We start from the raw sequence: 20992 nt of genomic DNA, 5'->3' as shown, positions 1-20992 counted from the left end.
GGGCGCGCATGACAGACCAGATCTCCGACGCGCAATTCACCGCGCGCACTCTCTCCGAGGCGCTGCCTTACATCCAGCGCTACGCCGGCAAGACGATTGTCGTGAAATATGGCGGCCATGCCATGGTGGATGAGCGCCTGGCGGCAATCTTTGCGCGCGATGTCGTCTTGCTGAAGACTCTCGGGATCAATGTTGTGATCGTGCACGGCGGCGGGCCACAGATCGGCAAGCTGCTGGATCGGCTGGGCATCGTGTCGGAATTCAAGGGCGGCTTGCGCGTCACCGATGAAGCCACAATGGAAGTTGTGGAAATGGTGCTGTCTGGTCCGATCAACAAATCCATCGTGCGCGCCATCAACCAGGCTGGCGGCAAGGCCGTGGGCCTGTCCGGATCGGACGGCAACCTCATCCAGGCCGAAAAGGCCAAGAAGACGGAACGCGATCCGGACAGCCATATCGAACAGGTTCTGGATCTCGGCTTTGTCGGCGAGCCGAGCGCGGTGGACACGAGCGTGCTGGACGCCTTGCTGAAGGCCGATTCCCAACTGATCCCGGTCGTTGCGCCGGTGGGGGTCGGAGCCGACGGGCACCGCTACAATGTCAATGCCGACACATCTGCTGGCGCCCTGGCGGCAGCGCTGGGCGCCAGCCGTCTGTTCCTTCTGACGGATGTTGCCGGTGTGCTGGACAAGCAGAAAACCCTGATCCGGGAGATCAAGGTCGACGATATTCCGGGCCTGATTGCGGACGGGACAGCTGCAGGTGGCATGATACCGAAGCTTGAAACCGCAGCCCAATCCGTAAAACATGGCGTCGGGGCGGCAGTGATCCTCGATGGGCGTGCACCGCACGCCCTGCTCATGGAGCTATTTACAGAACATGGCGCAGGTACGCTTATTTCTTAAAGGCCTTCTGACCCTCGCAGCGATGGCCGCAATTCCGTCTCTTGCGCAGGCTCAGGGCGCATCCGGCGATGGCTGGAAACTGTGCAACGAGACCAGCTACATAATCGAGTCCGCCATCGGACGCCCGGTCGGCGGTTCGGTCACTGTGGATGGCTGGATCAAGCTGCAGCCCGGCGCCTGTCAGGTCGCCGTGCGTGCGCCGCTCGACCCCAAATACCACTACATCTATGGCCGTACATCCACGGCGCATCGTGGCGGGTTGCGCGAATGGGGCGGGGCCCGTGAATTGTGTGTGGACCCGACGGGCGGATTCTCGCTCGAAAGCCCTCCGAACTGCACGGCCATGGGTTTGGAGGCGCGCGGCTTCCGTCCCGTCGAGATCAAGAGCCGCTCGCGCTGGACGACGACCTTTACCGAGATCGAGAATTATGACCGCGCCACGGCGCAGGCTGCCGGCATCCAGCGCCTGCTGGAGGAAGCGGGTGTTGTGTCCGGCGCGATTGACGGCCGGATCGGCTACAAGACCCGGGCCGCCATCGGCAAGTTTCTGGAAGACAACAATCTTCCGGATTCCACGTCTGACGCCGATCTGATCGACTTTCTGGAACAAGTGGCCAAGGAGACGGGCCGGACTGTCGGGTTCACCCTGTGCAACCGCACCGACAAGCGGATCTGGAGCGCGATCGGCCGGCGGGGGACGGAAGGCTGGGAGAGCCGGGGCTGGTGGATGCTGGAAGCCGGTGGCTGCGCGCGCGTGATCGACAAGGCGCTGCGCGGCACCGAGCACTATGTCTATGGCGAAATGGAGGACGGCACGCGGATCCGTACCCTGTCCAAGGCGTCCGACCCGTTCTGCGTTGGCCGCGCCAAATTCGCCATTGTGGGCCGGGACGATTGCGAGGCCTCTGCCTATCGCACAGCGCTGTTCGCGGCCGCACCGGAACCGGTGGACCAGCGGCTCGTGTTTGAGTTCTTTGAGCGGGATTTCGCCAAGGCGGGCGGCCAATGACCGACAACAGGGCGGGAATCCATCTCGCGCCATTCGGAAAGTTCGGTCATCTGACCGATTGGGTGTTCGATCTCGACAACACGCTTTACCCGGCCGAATGCGACCTGTTTGCCCAGATCGATGTGCGGATGACCGAGTTCGTGTCCCGCGTTCTGGACCTGCATCCTGTCGAAGCACGCAAGGTTCAGAAGGATTATTATGCCACCTATGGAACGACACTGTCCGGCCTGATGCAGGTTCATCAGATCGATCCGGCAGACTTCCTGCATCATGTACACGACATCGACCTGTCCCCGCTGCCAGACCTGCCTGTCCTGCGCGAGGCGATCCGTGCCCTGCCGGGCCGGAAATTCGTCTACACGAACGGGTCGCGCCGCCACGCGGAACGAGTGGTCGAGAAAATGCAGCTGGAAGACCTGTTCCATGGCAGTTTCGGCATCGAGGATGCCGACTACACGCCAAAGCCGCACAAGGTCTCCTATGACCGCTTCTGCGACCTGCATGCGGTCCGTCCTGGCCAGGCCATTTTCTTCGAAGATCTTGCGCGCAACCTTCTGCCGGCCAAGGAGATGGGGTTCACCACGGTGCTGGTCCATTCCGAGAAGGATTGGAGCCATGAACCGGTCGAGGCCCGCCCCGCAAACCTGCAGGACCTGTTGGGGGATGACGGGCCGGACCACATCGACTATGTGACGGGCGACCTTGCGGCCTTTCTGGAGGCCGCGCTTGAAACCCTGCCGAAACCTGCCCCCGGAGACACCGATGACTGAAGCCCTTGCCAATGCGATTGAACAGGCGTGGGAGACGCGCGATACGCTGACCACCGAAACGCGGGGCGAAGTGCGCGAAGCGGTCGAGGCCGCCATTGACCTGCTCGATTCCGGGGAAGCGCGCGTGGCCAGCCCGAATGGCGACGGGACCTGGGAAGTGCACCAATGGTTGAAGAAAGCCGTGCTGCTCTCTTTCCGCCTGAACGCCAACGGCATGATTTCCGGCGTGCCGGGCGGCGGGAACTGGTGGGACAAGGTGCCTTCCAAGTTTCAAGGGTGGGGCAGTTCGGATTTTGAAGCAGCCGGGTTCCGGGCCGTGCCGCCTGCCGCTGTCCGTCGGGGCGCATACATTGCCAGAAACGCTGTCCTGATGCCGTCCTATGTCAATATCGGTGCCTATGTCGGTGAAGGCACGATGATCGACACCTGGGCTTCGGTCGGCTCCTGCGCCCAAGTTGGCGCGAACTGTCACATCTCGGCCGGCACGGGCATTGGCGGTGTGCTCGAACCCTTGCAGGCCAATCCGACGATCATTGAGGACAATTGCTTCATCGGCGCCCGTTCCGAAGTGGTCGAGGGCGTTGTGGTCGGCGAAGGCTCGGTGATTGCGATGGGTGTTTTCATTACCCAGTCGACCAAGATCGTGAACCGCCAGACCGGCGAGGTCACCTATGGCAAGGTGCCGCCTTACTCTGTGGTCGTACCGGGCACACTGCCCGACAAGAATGGGGGCCCAAGCCTCGCCTGCGCTGTGATCGTCAAGACGGTCGACGCCCAGACCCGGTCCAAGACCGGTGTCAATGAATTGCTGCGCGACTAGGCGTGCCGTTTGTTGAGCTGTGCCGTGGCGGCACGGTTTGACACAGGCGCTTCATCCCTCTCATCCTGTCTCAAACACAAATGAAGACAGGGGAGGGCCCGATGGCCAAGGCAGTCAAGCAACACAAGGCGGTGGGAGAGGACTATCTCTCGACCGTCAAGCCGAAGCTCCGCGCATCGCATGCGTTTCCGTTTCCGGCCAGTGCCGTCTGGGCGGCGCTGCTGGACGCCGATGCGTGGACGGAGTGGCTGCCCATCACGAAGGTAATCTGGACCAGCCCGGAGCCGTTCGGCGTCGGCACGACGCGCACTGTCGAGATCGGAGACCAGCGCGTGGAGGAAGTTTTCTTCGCATGGGAAGACGGCAAGCGGATGGCCTTCTATTTCGACAAGTCCACACTGCCGGTTTCAGCGGCGATCGAGGACTATCGCGTCATCGAGACGGATGGCGGCTGTGAACTCCACTGGGCCGGCAAGGCCAGCGCGCCGCTGGTCCTCGGCGGGATTGTGTCGAACCAGTTGGCGAAGGGAATCCGGGAGGGCATGCCGAAACTCGAAGCCCTGATCCGGGACAATCCGGCCCGATTTGGGGTCTAGCCGGACTCCTTTTTCAGGATCAGCCAGCGATAGATGCCGATACAATTGATCACGGTCAGGACGAGATTCTGGTAGAGCAGGGGCGGCTCGTTCTCGGCGACTCCAATGGCCACCCAGGCTGTTGACGATATGGCGAAGATCACAAAGGCCGTGCCCGTGATCTTCCGGCCGAGATCCGCCGAGATCATGATGGCGGCACATATTCCTGTGCCCATGGCGATCCATTCGAGCGATTCGAGCATTGTCGTGCCTCCAGCCGGGGTGGAATGAGTCTGTCCGGCTGGAGAGGAAATGTCGAAAACGTGCAGTGGTTCCGACGCGTAGGGCGCAGCTAGTCGAACACGACGACCTGTCGGGCGACCGACCCCTTGTTGTCCTTCAGGTTTTGCAGGGCGCCCGTAATGCCATCCAAACCGATCCGGTCAGAGACAAGATCGTCAAGGTGCAGCTTGCCCTGCTTGTAGAGGTCGATCAGGCGCGGGAAGTCCACCCGGAACCGGTTGGAGCCCATGACCGCACCTTGCAGGCGTTTCTCCGTGACCAGCAATTCGATACCGGGCACTTCGATGTTCACTCCCGGCGTGATCATGCCGATCACCGTGGCGACGCCGCGCGGGCGCAACATGTGATAGGCCTGTTCCGCTGTCTGTTTCAGACCGACGCATTCAAACGAATAATGGACGCCGCCATGTGTCAGCTCCTTGACGGCTTCAATGGCGTCCACCTTGCCGGGATTGACCGTATCTGTTGCTCCGAAACGGACCGCCATCTGGAGTTTCTCGTCAGACAGGTCCACCGCGATGATGCGGCTGGCTCCGGCGATTGCTGCGCCATTGATCGCAGCAAGGCCCACGCCTCCGCAGCCTAGCACCGCTACGGTCGATCCGGGCTCCACCTTGGCCGAATGGAAAACCGAACCGACGCCGGTGATCACGCCGCAGCCGATCAGGCAGGCCTTGTCCATTGGCATGTCCTTGTCGACCGCGCAGAGCGCATTCTCGTGCACCAGAATCTGTTCGGCGAAAGAGGACAGGTTCAGGAATTGGCCAACCTTCTCGCCCTTGATTGAAAGGCGAGGGGCCTCGGTCGGCTGGCGCTGGAACTGGTCCCGGTTCACCGTATGGCAAACAGACATGTGGCCCGTCAGGCAATACTCGCACGTACCGCAAAAGGGCGACAGGATGGAGATGACGTGATCGCCCGGCTTCACCGCAGAGACCATGGAACCGACTTCCTCGACCACGCCTGCGCTCTCATGGCCGAGTATGACCGGCAGTTCGGCCGGGAAATTCCCGTCCCAGAAATGCACGTCCGAATGACAGACGCCAACGGCTTTCAACCTGACCAGCACTTCGCGCGGGCCGGGTTTGGAAATGGTGACGTCCTCGATGGATAGCGGCGCATTTGGTGCGCGCATGACAGCAGCCTTCATGGGTTCCTCCTCTGGCCGGCCTCCACGCTCTTTGTGGCGCAAATGACCGGTGAACCGGAAGTGTTCCCCAGAAAGCCCCTTCTGAACAGGCCCGACGCGACGGCAGCCTACTCGGCCGGGGCCGCGACGAGGCCGGACGCCCGGCCCATGACGTGGAAGATCTCGTTCTGCTCCATCACGCCGGACACCAGTTCCGAACCGGGGCCTGTGGCGAAGATGGCCACATCGTCTCCACCATGCGTCTCCGACCACATGAAGACGAGTGAGGGTTGCTGGAAATCCTTGTCGGTCGTGTCGACCTCGGACAGGTCTTCACGCACACAATCCTGCTGGCCGTCTGCAAGGCGGCAGGCGGTCATGCCGCTGGCATAGGACAGCGTGGTATAGGGTTTTCCATCCTGCGCGTTCATTGGCGCGTTCTCCAGCCCGCTGACGACCTTGCCGAGGATCGGATTGCCGCGTTTCGGATAGCCGGAAATCGTCATCGTATGGGAATGGTCGGCAGTGACGATGATCAGGGTTTCATCGGCATTCGTCATTTCCAGCGCGGCGGCGACAGCCTGGTCGAACTCGTCGGTCTCATCCAGGGCCCGGATGGCGCTGACGCCATGATGGCCATGATCGATGCGGCCACCTTCAACCATCAGCACAAAGCCGTCTTCATTGCGCGACAGGCGTGTGATGGCCGCCCGGGTCAGATCGATCAGCGAGGGTTCGCCTGCGGCGTCTTCGGCGCGGTCGATGGCAAATTTCATGTGGGACGGTTCAAACAGGCCAAGCACCCGAATGTCGGTGTTGAAGTCCACGGCGTCGAAGCCGGCCTTGTCGGAGAGATAGACATGCTGATCGGACATGTCCGACCATTCCGCGGTCAGGTCGCGGCCGTCTTCGCGGTTGCCGGTGCGGTTCCCGTCTTCGACATCGGTCTGGCTCGTGGGAGTAAAGCTTGCACGACCACCGCCCATGGCGATTTCGAAGCCGTCACCTTCAGGCCATTCGATGAACTGGCGGGCAATATCCTTGCAGGCCCCGGCGTCGCCATCCTTGAGATTGGCATCGTCTTCCCAGTCGCGGCTTGGGGACTTTGCGAAAGTGGATGCGGGCGTGGCATGGGTAAGACGCGCGGTCGAGACGATACCGGTGGCGAGACCGGCCCGTTCAGCCAGTTCGAACAGCGTGTCGGCCGTGTTGCCGTCAATGCTGGCGCAATTGTTGAAGCGGGCGCCCTGCAACACACCCAGCATGCGGGAATTGGTTTTCGATCCGGTCACCATGGCCGTGGCGGTGGAGGCGGAATCGGCCACCTGAAAATCATGGCTGTAGGTCTTGGACAGGGCCATGGACGGCAGGGTTTCCATCGTAAGCCGATAGGATTCGCCATCAAGGCCGCGCTTCTGGCCGGCATAGATGCGGGCGGCCGTGATGGTTGGAATGCTCATGCCGTCACCCACGAACAGGATGACATTTTTTGCGGGGGTCACGCCGCGCTGGCGGACCCGGGTGTCCACCGCACTTGCGGCCGATCTGTAATAGGTATCCTCGGACTGGATCGGCGTCACGGCCGTGCGGGCCGGAGCATCGTCCTGCGCATCCGCCATGTCGGATGGCGCAGAACAAGCTGTGGCAGCAAGCATCACCAGCGAAACGAACGATATGGCAGGAACACGCATGGAAAATCTCCGGAAGTTCTGGTCTCGGGGCGGCATAGACTGTGTTCGTGACACTGGTGCTTCAGTCAGTCGATCGGCTCCACCTTGTGGCCCCGCTGGGCCAGCCAGACCGCCACAAGGATCAGCATGCCGCCCGCAGCCTGCAGGGTGGTCAGCGGTTCATTGAACAATTGCCACGAAATCGCAGCGGCCATGACCGGCTGGATCAGGATGATCACGCCCGCAATCGAAGTGGGCGTGCTGCCAAGGCCGGTAATGATCAGGCCCTGGCCGACAACATGGATCACGATGCCAAGGAAGAGCGGCACGGCAAATCCGGACAGATCCTCCGGCAGGAAGGATTCCCCGAAGGCCATAACCATGCCCGCGCCGACAATGACTTCCACAAGCGTCAGCCAGAACAGGGTCTCAAGACCGTTCAGCGTGCGCCGCGCCAGTTTCGAACAGAGGAAATAGCCTGACACGCTGATGGCGGCCACGATGGCGATCTGGTCTCCGGCGAAGCTGGCGCCACCCTCCGCGGTGCCACCCAGTGACAGGGCAGAGGCGCCGCCGATGGCGAGAAGAACGGCAAAGAACCAGATGGGCGCAGGGCGTTCCTTCAGGAACAGCCAAGCCAGGAATCCGACACAGACATTGCCGAGATTCACGATAAACGTGGCATTCGATACGCTGGTCAGGGTCAGAGCCCAGTGCCAGAAGCCGATGTCCACGGCAAAGCAGATGCCTGCCAGAATGACATAGATGTTGGGCTTGCGGGGTGCCCGGCGCTCGACCAGCAGGACCAGCGCGGTCAGTACCGGCAATGCAAATGTGTAGCGCCAGAAGGCGATCGCCTGCGGACCCAGATCGTCGAGGCCGAGACGCAGGCCGATCGGAGCAAAACCGATGGCGACCGCGCCGCCGGCCAGCATCAGCACGCCGAGCCATTCCCGGCGGGCCGGCAGTGAAATATCGGATGATGTCATGGAAGAAAGCCTGTCATGGCGCGAATGTCTTCCGGCGTCTTGCCGTCTTCGCGCCAGACGCGCAATCCCCGATCCCCGGCCCGTTTGGACAATTTCTTGCCATCTGCCCCCAAAACGAGCGGATGAAAGGCATAAAGGGGCTGAGGCCAATCCATCAATGCCTGCAGCAGAACATGGATGGCCGTCATGTCCCTGATGTCTTCGCCGCGAATGACATGCGTCACGCCCTGCAACGCGTCATCATGGCAGCAGGCCAGATGATAGCTGGTCGGCGTGTCCTTGCGGGCCAGCACCACATCTCCGAACGGCGCAGGGTCAGCCAGGGTGAAGCGTTCGCCATCCCGACCGAACACAGCATAGCCGAGCCGGTCATAGCGTGCGCCAAGTTGCGACCGGGCCTCGGCAAGCGACAAGCGCCAGGCAAAGGCCTGCCCCCGGTCCAGCAATTCCTGTTCACGGGAGGGGGGCAGGGGGCGGCTGGTGAAGCCAGCCGTATCCGGACTGGCTCCTGCGGGCAGGGCGGCCGCGATCTCGCGCCGGGTCTTGAAACAGCGATACACCAGTCCGCGCGCACGCAGGGAGTCGAGTGCCGCCTCATACTCCGCGAAATGCTCAGATTGCCGGCGAAGGGGGGGGCGCCAGTCGAGACCCAACCAGGCAAGGTCCTCCACAATGGAAGTCTCGTATTCCGGGCGGCACCGCTTCTGGTCAATGTCCTCGATGCGCAGCAGCACCGTACCCTCATGCGTGCGCGCCGTGTCCCAGACGTGAAAGGCGGAACAGGCATGGCCCAGATGCAGGTGTCCCGTCGGTGACGGCGCGAACCGTGTGACAAACTTCCCGGCGCCCATCCGGCCTCCCTGATCCCTTCGCCTGTTGCGTGATCTAACCATTCACGCAGGGCTCTGAACAGCGTTTAGCTGTTGCAAGCAAAAGGCAGGGACCGTATCGCAAGGGCGGACTGGAGGTCTGCCTGAATGCCCGTGGAAGCCTGGATCGCAACGGCCGAACGCTGGATCGAATCGAACGTCGCGGGGGCGCCGGACCTCGCCACGTTCGGCTTTGTCATGCTGATTGTTCTGCTGCTGGTGCTGGCGGCAGTGTTGTTGAGCCTGATCGGATCATTTGTGAAGACTGTGCGGAATGCCTCCGGGGCCCGCGCCGCGCGCAACGACAAGTCGCCCGGCTATCGCGTGCTGGTGGCCAGACCAGCGGGGCGGGGCGGCGGCTGGGCCTGGAAGTGGCTGCTGTCGGCGCTCGAGGCCCATCTCTCCGAGTTCAATTTCGGCGCCCCGCTGAAACTGTTTCGCACAGGTACGATCCGTGGTGGCATGGAGACCCGCGCCCTCCAGCGGGCACGCAAGCGGCTCGAAGTGTCAAATGCCGACATGATCCTGTGGGCCGACCGCACGGGTCGACCGGACGGTTTCGTGATCCATGGTCTCAGCCGGGGAGGTGGCCTGACTGCCGCGGAAGCTCGTGCCTTCAGCCTGCGCCTGCCATCCAGAAAAGCCGAGCTTGGGGGACGGATGCCCGGTGTCGCTGCCTATCTTCTAGCCCGGGAGTTGCAGCCAGCCCTGGCAAATCCGCAATCCTTCCGACCGGAGAAGATGAAGCTTCTCTCCCTGGCGCTCGCTGAATTGCTGGAAGATGTTCCGGCCCTTTCACTGGAATTGCGCAGCCGCCTCGAATCCGATTTCTGTGCATCCTCGGTCCATGTGGCTGAACAGTCCGGCGATCTGGAAGTGCTGGAACAGGTGGTCGCGCTGCGTCGCCTGCACCTTCAGGACATTCGTCCGGACGGTGACCCGGCCCGCGCCGTCCAGGCGCATATGGACCTTGGCCGGGCACTGCTCGCACGCGCCACGAAACAATTCGACCGCAAGACCGTGGAAGAGGCCGTGTCGCACCTGTCAAAGGTGATCGAGGCGCTTCAGGCCGATCCGACGATCAAGCGGGCACAAGCGGCGTCCGACGCCATGTACAAGGCGCAGAACCTGTTGGAGACGCGCAAGCGTTTCGCAGTCAATTTCGGCAGCTAGGCAGGCTCGCCCGCCGTCAGGATGTCACGCCCAGTCCGATGGGGCAGGACACGCCCGTCCCCCCAATGCCGCAATAGCCATTCGGATTCTTGGCCAGGTATTGCTGGTGATAGTCCTCGGCCAGATAGACCGTATCCAATGGTGCAATTTCTGTCGTGATCTGGCTCGCATGTCCATTCTGCGCAAGCGCGGTCTCATAGGCCGCAACCATTTCACGGGCCGTGGCGGCCTGGGCATCTGAGCGGGTATAGATGGCAGAGCGGTATTGCGTGCCGATGTCATTTCCCTGCCGCATGCCCTGGGTCGGATCATGGCTCTCCAGAAACAGTTTCACGAGATCGGCAAAACTGATCACGGCCGGGTCGAAAACAACTTCCACGATCTCGGTATGGCCGGTCCCGCCGGAACACACCTCCTCATAGGTCGGGTTCGGCGTGATCCCGCCCGCATAGCCGACACGGGTCAGCCAGACACCGTCCTGCTGCCAGAAGATGCGTTCGGCTCCCCAGAAGCAACCGAGCCCGAACACGGCTGTCTCGAATCCCTGCGGCACGGGCCCTTGCAGGTCACGTCCGAACACATAATGGGTCTGTGCGGTCGGGATGGAGGCAGACCGGCCGGGCAGGGCGCTGTCGGCATCGGGCAGGGCGAGTGGCTTCTTCGAGAACAGCATGGTGGAACTCCTGTATTGCTGCCCATATGGGATCGGCTGTCAGGAACGGCAATCACAGTCTTGCGATCTTGCAGGGGTTCGGTTATTGGCTCCCCTCTGCTGAGCACGGTGAGGTGGCCGAGTGGTCGAAGGCGCACGCCTGGAAAGTGTGTAGGCTAGCAATAGTCTCCAGGGTTCGAATCCCTGTCTCACCGCCAGCTCAGTTCTTTCCGAAGACAGTCGTGACTCTCGTCAAATCGAAGGGCGCCGCGTGCACAGACATGCACGCTGACGCGCCGGTAGGTTTGCGGCATGATAAGGATTGGATTTTCGTCCCGTTTTGGCTGTACGGTATGGTGTGCCGGTCAGGCGATGTTTCTCGCACTGACAGCATGCGGAGGCGCCGAACCTGGCCTGCAGAATCCGGGCGGGATTGAGGTTCAGGGTGCGAGCGAACCTGATGCCCCGTCTAATCCCGAACGAAATGCCTATTTCGGGGATCTCCATGTCCATACGGGCCTGTCCTTCGATGCCTATCTCGGCAATGTGCGGACCCTGCCGGAGGATGCCTACCGGTTCGCGCGCGGGGAGACGATCACCCATGCCAATGGCATGTCCGTGCGGCTTGCGGGTCCGCCGCTCGACTTTGTGGCCGTGACCGATCATGCCGAGTATCTCGGGGCCATGCGCGAGGCCAATGATCCGGCCCGTCGGCTTTCGAAGGATCCTCTGGCGGCTGGCCTCTTCAGTCAGGATCCGGCAGAAGCCAATGCGGCATTCTTTCGGGTTCTGGCCCGCTATCGCGCCAAGGACATGCCGGACGGGTTCATGGCCCCCGACGTGGTAGACCGGGCCTGGACACTCGTGCAGGAGGCGGCCGAGCGCTATAATCAGCCGGGAGAATTCACGACCTTTGTCGGCTATGAGTTCACGTCCGAGCCCGGCGGGCTGAACCTGCACAGGAACGTCCTGTTCCGGTCCGCCATCGTGCCGGAGTTTCCATTTGCAGCGCTCGATTCCGAAGACCCGGAAGACCTCTGGCGCAAGATGGAGGCTTGGCGAGATGCCGGTGCGGACGCGCTGGCCATTCCGCACAATTCGAATGGTTCGGACGGCATCATGTTCGAACTGAAACGGCGCAATGATGAGCCGATGACGGCCGAGTATGCCGCCCTGCGCATGCGCAATGAGCCCCTGGTCGAGATCACCCAGGTGAAGGGAACGTCCGACACCCACCCCATCCTGTCGCCGAATGATGAATGGGCCGATTTCGAACTGATGGAAAAGCGGGTGGGGTCGAACGGCGATGTCACGAATTTCCACGGCAGCTATGTGCGCGAGGCCCTGAAAGACGGGCTGGTCCTGCAGGAAACGGAGGGGTTCAATCCTTTCCGGTTCGGCTTTGTTGGCTCTTCGGACACGCACAACAGCGCGCCGGGTTCGGTGGAAGAAGCCAATTACTTCTCCAAGGCGGGTGTCGTCGACGGCACGGCGGAATTGCGCAGCTCGGTGCCGCCGGATCATGCGAACACCTGGCCGGACGGCACGCCGAATTCACGCGAAGCGGTCAAACCCTACCAATCCTGGAGTTCAGCCGGCCTTGTGGGTGTATGGGCGGAGTCCAACACGCGCGACGCGATCTTCCGTGCCCTGCGGCGCAAGGAAACTTTCGCGACGACGGGTCCCCGGATCCAGGTACGCTTTTTCGCCGGATATGACCTGGCAGACGAAACCGGCGCGGTGCCGGACAGGATTGACCTCCTGGATGCGCGCGGCGTTCCCATGGGCGGGGATCTGGTCCACATGCCGGGCAAGGTCCCCGCATTCTTCGTCTGGAGCCTGCGGGACCCGTCCTCGGCCTTCCTTCAGCGGGCTCAGATCGTCAAGGGATGGGTCGAGGACGGACACTCGCGCGAACAGGTCTTTGACGTCGCCTGCTCGGATGGAGGTATGGTCGATCCCGAGACCTTCCGCTGTCCCGACAATGCGGCAACTGTAGATTTGGCCACGTGTCAGCCCACGCCGTTCAAGGGGGATGTAGCGTTACGCACGCTCTGGCAAGATCCGACCTTCAAGCCGGATCAGCGCGCCTTCTATTATGTGCGTATATTGGAGAACCCTACCTGTCGCTGGTCGACTTGGGACGCGATCCGGAACGGCACGCCGCCCAATCCGACCTTGCATAGGACGATCCAGGAACGGGCCTGGAGTTCCCCAATCTGGTACGAACCCGTTCGCCCTTGAAGCTTGTCTAACGCGCCGGAGACGGGTCCTTTCTTTCTCCATGCGGATCGGGCTGCTTGGAAGCCTTTGGCGACGGCGTACTGGGCGCCGGTTGATTTTTCCGGTCGGGTTTGGCGACCGTCTTGTGCGAGGCTTTCACAGCTGGTGGGCGCGTGTCCTGGAGGAGCGGAGCATAGATCCATTTCTCGGGCTGTCCGGGCGGTGAAATGCGGGCCCAGTCACCCCGGGAGACATAGACCGAAACCTCCGAACCGAGTTGAAGCACGGTGACCACACCATTGCTGATCCCCGGTCCGCCGCGGACATTGACCGCCTCGGCCTTCACATAGCGCGGGACTGGCTGGGGCGATTGCGCGGCTGCGACCGGGCCGGACAGGACCGAACCGGCAATGAGGCCGATGGCAAGAATGGATCGGAACCGGAATTGAGTCATGGGAAGTCTCCTGTGCGTGGCATTTTCAGCGTCCGGCGGTGTTGACCGGGCGCGGACAGCTCCTGTCTGCCTGACAGGTTTGCCGAGCCTGTGTCATCGGGCCGGAAACTGGTGTCGGCTTGCAACATGACGGGCAGGAATGTGGCCGAAGGCTAAACTTTTGTGGCCGGCTGCAGCAGGCGCAACAGGACCGGAGTTGTCATGGCGGTAAACAGCCGATCATCGTTTGGGACCTTCGGAATTCCAGGCGATTTTTCCTCAAAAATATGGTTAATTACGCATGGACGCAAAAACGGGCCACCTTTTTGATAGGCTCGGAAAGGACGGGACACAGGTCCCGGGGGTGAGGATGGCAATGAAGGTGATTCCCTGGCGACGCGCGCAGTCCGGGCTTGCGCCATGCCTTGCGGCTGTATTCGCACTCGTATCGGCATGCGCCTCGGCACCTGACACATCCGGACCGGCTCCCGCCCTTCAGGCCTGGACCGGTTTGCCCGATTGTTTCGACCGGACGGTGGCTGTTCCGAAAACCGGAGCTACCCGGATGGCTGATCTCTGCGGCGGCGACAGCGCGGCCGGCAACCCCGCGCGCAGCGGCATTGACCGGGCGAATGCCGCTTTCAACGCGGCGGCCGCCCTCAACGCAATCGCCGAAACGGCCGAAGGGTCTGCGATCTGCGCAACGGCGTCCGCCTGCTACCAGTCGGCCCTCGACCAATTGGACAGTTCTGTGGCCAATCAGCGTGATACCCAGATCGATCTGAAATCGGCGCACAATCGGGCATTTGTCATCCGCCGACAGTTGGAGCGTGCCACGGCGCTGCGGGGCCTCGCCTCGATTCCGTCCAGTGCCGCTGGCTGTGGAGGCGCGACGGCCTGCCTGACCGAAGCCTCCCGGATCCTGCAGCCAATAGAGGCGCCGGCTCTGGTCACAGCCAGTGATCCGGTCTCGAAGGAGCTTGGTTGCCGCGTTCTGGATACGCGCTGGCGGGTGAATGTCGCGCTCGGGAGGGACCGGGAACATCAATATGTTGAAGACCTGACCCGAGTGGCGAAACTTTGCCCGGCGCAGGCCTTGGAGGCTGAGGACAAGCTCGCCGATATCGCCTTCGATCGTGCGGAACGGATCCGAACGGCAATGTCTGCCAGTGCTGCGCCGTCGGTCGATATGGGATTTGGCGCCATATCGAGCTACAAGGCTGCGGCCAACTCGGCACGGTATCAAGTGCCGGCGCTGCGGGGCATGGGTGAAGTCTATGAGCGGCTGGCGGCCGCGCAGCCCGGCGGGCGGGCGAGTTATCTGGAACAGGCCATTGCCGCCTATCAGCGGGTGATTGAACTGGACGGGGCGGCAGGCTCTGTTCAGAGAGCGGAGGATCATGATCGTCTCGGCATGAGCCGGTCGGCGCTGGCCGTTGAACTTGGATCCCCGGGATCCGAGGCGCGGCTTGCCATGCATGCGAGCGCCGCAGATGCGTTCCGCCAGGCGGTCACCCTCGTGCCGACGCCGGGCCGGTATGTGAAACTGGCAGAAGCGGCCGGCTCAGCCCGCCAGTACGAGCAATCGGTCGAGGCCTATCAGGCGGCACTGCCCAATCTTTCCGGGGCACGGAAGACCGAGGTCAGCCTGGCGCTGGTTGGTATACTGGACCGTATGGGGAACGAGACGGCGGCCCTGGCCCTGCTGAAGGAAGTCTCGCAGGACCCCGACGCTGCCCCGCAGGTCGCCTTCGAAATCGGCCTGAGAGAGTTTCGGGATGGCAAGCCGGAGGCGGCATATGCGCGGCTGGTGCCGGTGGTTGGCAAGCTGTCGGCCACCGAGGCAGCCGAGGCGCACTACATGATCAGCGTTGCGGAATTTGTGATGCGCAAATCCGGATGGCAGGCGCGTGCTGTGTCCCATGCTGACCGTGCCATCGCCCTGAACGCCGGCAGATGGAGCTATGTTCGGCAGGACTGCCTCGCGCACATCGTGGTGGGGGGGCGGCCGGTCAAGTCCGGCGAGAGCCTGATGCGCTGCCCCGATGAAGGCACCGCGGAAGCCGGATTGCTGCGCGGCATGTATTTGTTGAAACAGGCACAGCTGCAGGATGTCAGCGCCTACAGCCTGGAATCCCAGTCCCGCTGGCGGGAAACCCTGCGTGCCGCCGAAGCGGCGTTTGACCGGGGGCTGGCCCGGCTGGCCACAGGCAATGGCCAGGGACGGACGGTTCCATTCGATGACCTTTCGGTGCCCGTCGATCTGGAGCATCGGCTCGGGCAGGGGAAGATCCTGATCGACCGCTGCACCCGGCAGATCGAACTGGGTCCGCAGGATCCGGTCTGGAAGGACATGGAAGCCTTTTTTGGCGTCTACGGAGTATTGAAATGCTCATGATCGGTGAGTGCATCAGGCAGTATCCTGTCCGGCTTGCGGCGATTGTTCCCGGTCAGGCGAACAGAAAGGGAAATTGGCAATGAGTGTCCCAACGGTCCAGACAGACAATGGCAATCAGCAGGTGTTCCGGCCCGTGCCGACACATGATGACATGCGGGAATTGTCGGAACAGGTTCGAGCAGCGAAAGGCGGTCAGGCCAGATTGCTCGTCATGGCCATCTTCCTTGCCGGCATCATCGCAGCCGGATCTGTGGCCCTGATCATGATGTATGGCAATGCAAATCAGGCGGTGGCCGCAGCCGAGGCGGATCTTGCCGCCGAAATGAAAAAGGTTACCGCGCTGGAAGCCGTCATCACGAAGAAGGACGAAACGATTGCTGCCCAGGCCGAGACGCTCGACAGCTATGCAGACTTCCAAAGCATCATTGCGCTGCAGGCAAGGTCAGATGCTCTGGAGGCAGACATCGATGCGCTTCTGGCACAGCCCAGCCGGGCCAATGCGCCGGCCAGTCTGAAGCAGATGCCGGATGAGGTCGAATGGCTGGACGATGTGGTCAGTGCGCTCTCGGCACGTCGCGACAAATTGGCAGCGCAGAAGGCGGCGGTGGAAGCCTGGCCACCCGCGCCGGCGCGCGTCCGACCGGACTGACCGGTCATGGGCAGGAACAGGATGTACAAGCAGGAGTGAACGCCAATGGGCGAAGAAGTTCAGAATTCGAGAGCCTTGTTCGATGCGATACGGGCGGAACGCAAGCCCGATTTCAATCTTCGGGAACTGGTCTCGGAGTTTCCGGACCACCAGAATGACTGGTCCATCCCTGAGGCGTTTCTCTGCCTGATCCTGTCGGCCGCCTATGCGGACGGAACTGTCGCAGCGCAGGAGCAGGAAGAGATTCGGGCACTGGCCCACCGGTCGCGCACGCTGAAACATCTGGACGAGAATGAGTTGGCCCAGATGAACCAGATCGTGCTCAAGCGCCGGGCTGATCGGCCAGACTGGCTGGGGGAAGTGTGCGAGGCCCTGCCACGCGACATGCATCTGGCCGTGTTCGCGCACTGCCTGGATATCTCGCTTGCCGATGGTGTGCTGGTGGCGGCGGAAGCAGACTTTCTGGAAAAGCTGATCCTGACACTGAATCTCGACCGGGACGAGGCGCGGACAGTGACATGGGTGATGTCGCAGAAGAACCGCTTCTGACCTGCCGACGGTATTCATGTCTTGGCAATATCTGATGTAATTGGCTGCAAATCCTTTATGGATTTTGAGCAAACATTAACTAATTGGGTCAATTCTTGGCGGCACATATTCACCGTCTCTGCCAAGGATCATTGCCATGCTGTCGCGCCCAGCTGTCTTTCTTGCCGGAACGCTCCTGTTCGGAGTCCCGGCCATCGCCCAGGACCTCGTCGTCGAACAACAGGTCGAACGCGTTATCGTCATCGAGGATGAAGAGGGCGGCGTGGAAATGGAACTGCTGCCTGCGGACGAAGTGAAGCCGGGCGAGCAATTGTTCTATTCGGTAACCTATTCCAATCCGGGCGAAGCCCCGGCCAAGGATGTTGTTCTGACCCTTCCGGTCCCGGAAGATGTCAGCCTGCTCGAACAATCTGCCGTGGCGGAGTATGATCAGGCCTCCGTCGACTTCTCGCTCGACGGCGGAGAGACATACATTCCGCGCGACAAGCTGATCTCCGAGACCGGGCTCGATGAAATTGATCCGGTGCGTGTAACGATGCCGGATGCCATCACGCACATGCGCTGGACCTTCAATCGCGAGATCGGTCCGAAGGATTCCGGAAAGATCTTCTTCGCGGGTGTCCTGAAAGAAGGCGGACCGACCATCCGTCCGTGAATTGACCTGGCGGGGTGCTCTGGCGTAACGCCTGCGCCATGACCCAAGTCAAGATATGCGGCCTCACCGATCCCGACCTTGTGCGCCACGCGGCGCAGGCCGGAGCCGACTGGATCGGATTTGTCTTTGCGCAGGCCAGTCCCCGCCATGTGACCGAAGCTGCAGCTGCCAGCCTGCTGATGCAGGTGGGCCATGCCGTGCCGGTGGCCCTGCTGGTCGACCCGCATGATGCGCAGATCGACCGGATTGCCGCGCTCGGTTTTCCCGTCCTGCAATTGCATGGCAGCGAATCGCCCGACCGGGTTACCGAGATCAAACGGCGCACGGGTCTCGAAATCTGGAAGGCGGTCGGCATTGCGGAGACGGAAGACCTGGTCCGCGCCGGGAGCTATGAAGCCGCGGACCGGTTGCTGGTGGACGCAAAGCCACCGCCCGGCGCTGTGCGGACCGGAGGGCACGGCCTGGCCTTTGACTGGGGTCTGCTGAAGAACTGGACGTCGCCGCGGCCCTGGTTGCTGGCGGGAGGGCTGACGCCGGACAATGTTGCCGAAGCGATCCGGTTGACCGGTGCACCGGCCGTCGATGTGTCTTCGGGTGTCGAGCGCCTGCGGGGCTTGAAAGACCGGACCCTGGTTGAGGCCTTTCTGACCGCCGCAAAAGCGTCATAAGTTAGATATTGTTCCGTTTTTGTTCTATGATAAGATGCCGTCAGGAATGGAGGGATCTGAACATGTTTGCACAACACTTGATGGAAACGGCCAGACGCTTGGCCGAATGCTGCAATTCCGGCCGCGAGGCGGAAGCGCTCGACACGCTTTATGATGAGGCGTGCGTGTCGGTCGAAGCCCTGCCGATGGGCGAGGCAGGCCGCGAGACGCAGGGGCTGGCCGGCATTCGCGGCAAGCATGAGTGGTGGTATGGCGCGCATGAGGTTCATGCGGTCAGCGCCGAAGGCCCCTTCCTGTTCGGAGAGGACCGGTTTTCCCTGGTCTTTGACATGGATGTCACGAACCGGGAGTCCGGCGAACGCTCGCAAATGCGGGAAGTTGGCGTTTACACCGTTCAGGATGGCAAGATCGTTCGCGAGGAATTCTTCTATCCGGCAACCGGCTGAGTGAGGCGTGGCCGGGCACATCGCCGCGCTTTCCTTCGCCCTGCCTTCGGTCTAAATACGGGCCGAACGTGCAAGGAAAGCTGGATACGATGGATTTGCGGAACACTTGGGACCAATGGCCGGACGCAAATGGCCGGTTTGGCGAGTTTGGCGGACGGTATGTTGCCGAAACGCTGATGCCGCTGATCCTCGATCTGGAGGCCGAATATCGCAAGGCGAAGCAGGATCCGGCATTCAAGGCCGAGATGGATGACCTGTGGGCCCATTATGTGGGCCGGCCATCCCCGCTCTATTTTGCGGAACGCCTGACCGAGCATTTCGACGGCGCGAAGATCTATTTCAAGCGTGACGAGCTCAACCATACCGGTGCACACAAGATCAACAATTGCCTCGGCCAGGTCCTGCTGGCCCGGCGGATGGGCAAGACGCGCATCATTGCCGAAACCGGTGCAGGCCAGCATGGTGTTGCCACCGCCACGATCTGCGCGCGCTTCGGGCTGGATTGTGTGGTCTTCATGGGCGAGACCGATGTCGAGCGTCAGAAACCGAACGTCTTCCGGATGAAGTTGCTCGGCGCCGAGATCGTGCCGGTGTCCTCCGGCACGGGCACGCTGAAGGATGCCATGAACGAGGCCTTGCGTGACTGGGTCACCAATGTCGACAATACGTTCTACTGCATCGGCACAGCAGCCGGACCACATCCGTATCCGGAACTGGTGCGGGATTTCCAGAGCGTGATTGGCCGGGAGGCACGGGCCCAGATCCTGGAGCGCGAAGGCCGCCTTCCGGACGCCGTTATGGCCTGTATCGGCGGGGGATCGAACGCCATCGGCCTGTTCCATCCCTTCCTCGAGGATGAGGGCGTGCGGCTGATTGGCATTGAAGCGGCCGGACATGGCATCGAGACTGGTGAGCATGCCGCAGCGCTCAATGGCGGACAGCCCGGTATCCTGCACGGCAACAAGACCTATCTGCTGCAGACTGGTGACGGCCAAATCATCGACGCGCATTCCATTTCCGCCGGATTGGACTATCCCGGTATCGGGCCGGAACATGCCTTCCTGCGCGATACCGGCCGGGCCGAATATCTGTCGTGCACGGATGACGAGGCATTGAAGGCCTTCCAGCTGTGTACGCGGCTCGAAGGCATCATCCCGGCGCTGGAGCCCTCCCATGCGCTTGCCCGCGTCGGAGAGGTCGCGGCAGAACTTGGCAAGGACGGCCTGCTGATCCTCAACATGTGTGGGCGGGGCGACAAGGATGTCTTTTCGGTTGCGAAGGCGCTCGGAGTGGAAATGTGAGACTTGTTCTCGCCCTTGGCGTGTTGATGCTGGCCTCGGCCTGCGTTCCGACCACGAAGTACAATTATGTTCCGCTCTCGCGGGAGAATTTCGAGGCGGCGCAGAATGGCGACCGGATTCCTTTGGTTGCGCACAGTACAGCGCTCTGCTTCGCCGATGCGCGCACGGCCTTTGTGCGGGATGCCGAATGGACCGATACCGGCATATGCGGCCGGACACATGCCCCGGTTGGCGATGATGATGGCCAAGACTGTATTGGCTGGGAAGACCTTGCGGGTATCGGGATCCCCTATGAAGGCAGGTCCCTGTCGGCTGTGCCGATGGCGGCAGTGCAGATCGGACAATGCGATCCGCTGGCACTTGCCGCACAGGCCGCGGAAGACACCCAATGATCTCCCATGTCACACTTGGCACGAACGATCTGGCGCGCGCTGCGGAATTCTACGAGCCGGTCATGACGGTGCTCGGCTATCCGCGCGTTCCGTTCGAACGATCCGATCCCTTCATCATGTGGCGCCGGCCCGGCGATGACCGGCCCCTCGTGGCGCTGGCCCGGCCGTTCAACGGTGCGCCGCATGCGCCGGGCAATGGCCAGATGCTGGCCCTGCTGGCGCCTGACCGCCAGAGCGTCGACATCGCTCATGCGTGTGCCCTGTCCGCAGGCGGCATCGATGAAGGCGCGCCCAGCCTTCGGCCGCACTATCACGCCCATTACTATGGCGCCTATTTCCGCGACCTGGATGGCAACAAGATTTGCATTGTCTGCCATGAACCGGATGGACGCACCGGCTAGAAGATGCTCCCTT

The 20992-nt window shown here is 62.0% G+C and carries 23 protein-coding genes and 1 tRNA gene; 17 read left to right on the top strand and 7 right to left on the bottom strand.

All coding sequences use genetic code 11. The annotated features are described in order from the left end of the window. Positions 1-8 precede the first annotated feature (8 nt). From argB to HF955_RS05335, 5 genes are all read left to right on the top strand, one after another. Positions 9-905: an acetylglutamate kinase gene (gene argB, locus HF955_RS05355; RefSeq protein ID WP_027839767.1), complete on the top strand. Its 897-nt coding sequence runs from the start codon at positions 9-11 to the stop codon at positions 903-905. Continuing rightward, positions 880-1914 carry a DUF1036 domain-containing protein gene (locus HF955_RS05350; RefSeq protein ID WP_291078520.1) on the top strand — a complete coding sequence of 345 codons (1035 nt, stop codon included), beginning with the start codon at positions 880-882 and terminating at the stop codon, positions 1912-1914. Before argB ends, HF955_RS05350 begins: the two co-directional genes overlap by 26 nt. Beyond that, the gene (locus tag HF955_RS05345; protein ID WP_291078518.1) at positions 1911-2684 is read left to right on the top strand and encodes a pyrimidine 5'-nucleotidase; all 774 of its coding nucleotides are present in this window, start codon (positions 1911-1913) and stop codon (positions 2682-2684) included. The genes HF955_RS05350 and HF955_RS05345 overlap by 4 nt, the downstream gene beginning before the upstream one ends. After that, entirely contained in the window at positions 2677-3504 is an 828-nt protein-coding gene (gene dapD / locus HF955_RS05340; protein ID WP_291078516.1) for a 2,3,4,5-tetrahydropyridine-2,6-dicarboxylate N-succinyltransferase, read from the top strand. The genes HF955_RS05345 and dapD overlap by 8 nt, the downstream gene beginning before the upstream one ends. A 101-nt stretch (positions 3505-3605) precedes the next feature. Then, complete coding sequence (locus tag HF955_RS05335; protein WP_027839771.1) at positions 3606-4100, top strand: SRPBCC family protein; 495 nt, start codon at positions 3606-3608, stop codon at positions 4098-4100. On the opposite strand, the gene HF955_RS05330 is transcribed toward HF955_RS05335, so the two are convergent. The 5 genes from HF955_RS05330 to gluQRS all read right to left on the bottom strand — a co-directional run bounded on the left by HF955_RS05330 (position 4097) and on the right by gluQRS (position 9021). After that, complete coding sequence (locus tag HF955_RS05330; RefSeq protein ID WP_291078514.1) at positions 4097-4342, bottom strand: hypothetical protein; 246 nt, start codon at positions 4340-4342, stop codon at positions 4097-4099. The genes HF955_RS05335 and HF955_RS05330 overlap by 4 nt on opposite strands. Positions 4343-4431: 89 nt before the next feature. Next, complete coding sequence (locus HF955_RS05325) at positions 4432-5532, bottom strand: Zn-dependent alcohol dehydrogenase (RefSeq protein WP_027839773.1); 1101 nt, start codon at positions 5530-5532, stop codon at positions 4432-4434. 107 nt (positions 5533-5639) lie between these two features. Further along, entirely contained in the window at positions 5640-7202 is a 1563-nt protein-coding gene (locus tag HF955_RS05320; protein WP_291078511.1) for an alkaline phosphatase, read from the bottom strand. 65 nt (positions 7203-7267) lie between these two features. Next, entirely contained in the window at positions 7268-8170 is a 903-nt protein-coding gene (locus HF955_RS05315; protein WP_291078509.1) for a DMT family transporter, read from the bottom strand. After that, positions 8167-9021 carry a tRNA glutamyl-Q(34) synthetase GluQRS gene (gene gluQRS / locus HF955_RS05310; protein ID WP_291078508.1) on the bottom strand — a complete coding sequence of 285 codons (855 nt, stop codon included), beginning with the start codon at positions 9019-9021 and terminating at the stop codon, positions 8167-8169. The genes HF955_RS05315 and gluQRS overlap by 4 nt, the downstream gene beginning before the upstream one ends. 126 nt (positions 9022-9147) lie before the next feature. Here gluQRS and HF955_RS05305 point away from each other — a divergent pair, with 126 nt between their 5' ends. Next, the gene (locus HF955_RS05305; RefSeq protein ID WP_291078506.1) at positions 9148-10212 is read left to right on the top strand and encodes a hypothetical protein; all 1065 of its coding nucleotides are present in this window, start codon (positions 9148-9150) and stop codon (positions 10210-10212) included. Positions 10213-10228: 16 nt separating this feature from the next. Here the strand turns inward: HF955_RS05305 and msrA are convergent, their stop codons facing one another. Next, positions 10229-10885: a peptide-methionine (S)-S-oxide reductase MsrA gene (msrA, locus tag HF955_RS05300; protein ID WP_291078504.1), complete on the bottom strand. Its 657-nt coding sequence runs from the start codon at positions 10883-10885 to the stop codon at positions 10229-10231. Between the two features lie 107 nt (positions 10886-10992). Here msrA and HF955_RS05295 point away from each other — a divergent pair. Together HF955_RS05295 and HF955_RS05290 are read left to right on the top strand one after the other, a co-directional pair. Then, positions 10993-11082, top strand: a tRNA-Ser gene (locus tag HF955_RS05295). A gap of 154 nt (positions 11083-11236) precedes the next feature. Next, positions 11237-13108, top strand: coding sequence for a DUF3604 domain-containing protein (locus tag HF955_RS05290; RefSeq protein ID WP_291078502.1), 1872 nt, complete (start codon positions 11237-11239; stop codon positions 13106-13108). 7 nt (positions 13109-13115) lie between these two features. Here the strand turns inward: HF955_RS05290 and HF955_RS05285 are convergent, their stop codons facing one another. Continuing rightward, positions 13116-13541 carry an SH3 domain-containing protein gene (locus HF955_RS05285; RefSeq protein WP_291078500.1) on the bottom strand — a complete coding sequence of 142 codons (426 nt, stop codon included), beginning with the start codon at positions 13539-13541 and terminating at the stop codon, positions 13116-13118. 544 nt (positions 13542-14085) lie between these two features. Between HF955_RS05285 and HF955_RS05280 the strand changes: the two genes are divergently transcribed. From HF955_RS05280 to HF955_RS05240, 9 genes are all read left to right on the top strand, one after another. Next, the gene (locus HF955_RS05280) at positions 14086-15918 is read left to right on the top strand and encodes a hypothetical protein (RefSeq protein ID WP_291078498.1); all 1833 of its coding nucleotides are present in this window, start codon (positions 14086-14088) and stop codon (positions 15916-15918) included. A 79-nt stretch (positions 15919-15997) separates the two neighbouring features. Further along, positions 15998-16567, top strand: coding sequence for a hypothetical protein (locus tag HF955_RS05275; RefSeq protein ID WP_291078496.1), 570 nt, complete (start codon positions 15998-16000; stop codon positions 16565-16567). 45 nt (positions 16568-16612) lie between these two features. Then, positions 16613-17116 (top strand): TerB family tellurite resistance protein, encoded by a 504-nt coding sequence (locus HF955_RS05270; protein ID WP_027839784.1) that lies wholly within the window; start codon positions 16613-16615, stop codon positions 17114-17116. A gap of 136 nt (positions 17117-17252) precedes the next feature. Then, on the top strand, positions 17253-17771 hold the full coding sequence (locus tag HF955_RS05265) for a DUF11 domain-containing protein (protein WP_027839785.1): 519 nt from the start codon (positions 17253-17255) through the stop codon (positions 17769-17771). A gap of 38 nt (positions 17772-17809) precedes the next feature. After that, on the top strand, positions 17810-18439 hold the full coding sequence (locus HF955_RS05260; protein WP_291078492.1) for a phosphoribosylanthranilate isomerase: 630 nt from the start codon (positions 17810-17812) through the stop codon (positions 18437-18439). Positions 18440-18501: 62 nt separating this feature from the next. Beyond that, on the top strand, positions 18502-18885 hold the full coding sequence (locus HF955_RS05255) for a nuclear transport factor 2 family protein (protein WP_253065519.1): 384 nt from the start codon (positions 18502-18504) through the stop codon (positions 18883-18885). An 89-nt stretch (positions 18886-18974) separates the two neighbouring features. Further along, complete coding sequence (gene trpB / locus HF955_RS05250; protein WP_291079301.1) at positions 18975-20186, top strand: tryptophan synthase subunit beta; 1212 nt, start codon at positions 18975-18977, stop codon at positions 20184-20186. Further along, positions 20183-20578, top strand: coding sequence for a hypothetical protein (locus tag HF955_RS05245; protein ID WP_291078490.1), 396 nt, complete (start codon positions 20183-20185; stop codon positions 20576-20578). The genes trpB and HF955_RS05245 overlap by 4 nt, the downstream gene beginning before the upstream one ends. Beyond that, positions 20575-20979: a VOC family protein gene (locus tag HF955_RS05240; protein WP_291078488.1), complete on the top strand. Its 405-nt coding sequence runs from the start codon at positions 20575-20577 to the stop codon at positions 20977-20979. Before HF955_RS05245 ends, HF955_RS05240 begins: the two co-directional genes overlap by 4 nt. Positions 20980-20992: the final 13 nt, after the last annotated feature.

Origin of the sequence: Hyphomonas sp. (assembly GCF_017792385.1) — a bacterium.
Taxonomy (GTDB): Bacteria; Pseudomonadota; Alphaproteobacteria; order Caulobacterales; family Hyphomonadaceae; genus Hyphomonas.
Note: the sequence above shows the minus strand (reverse complement) of the source record. Positions and strands in the feature narration are given on the sequence as shown.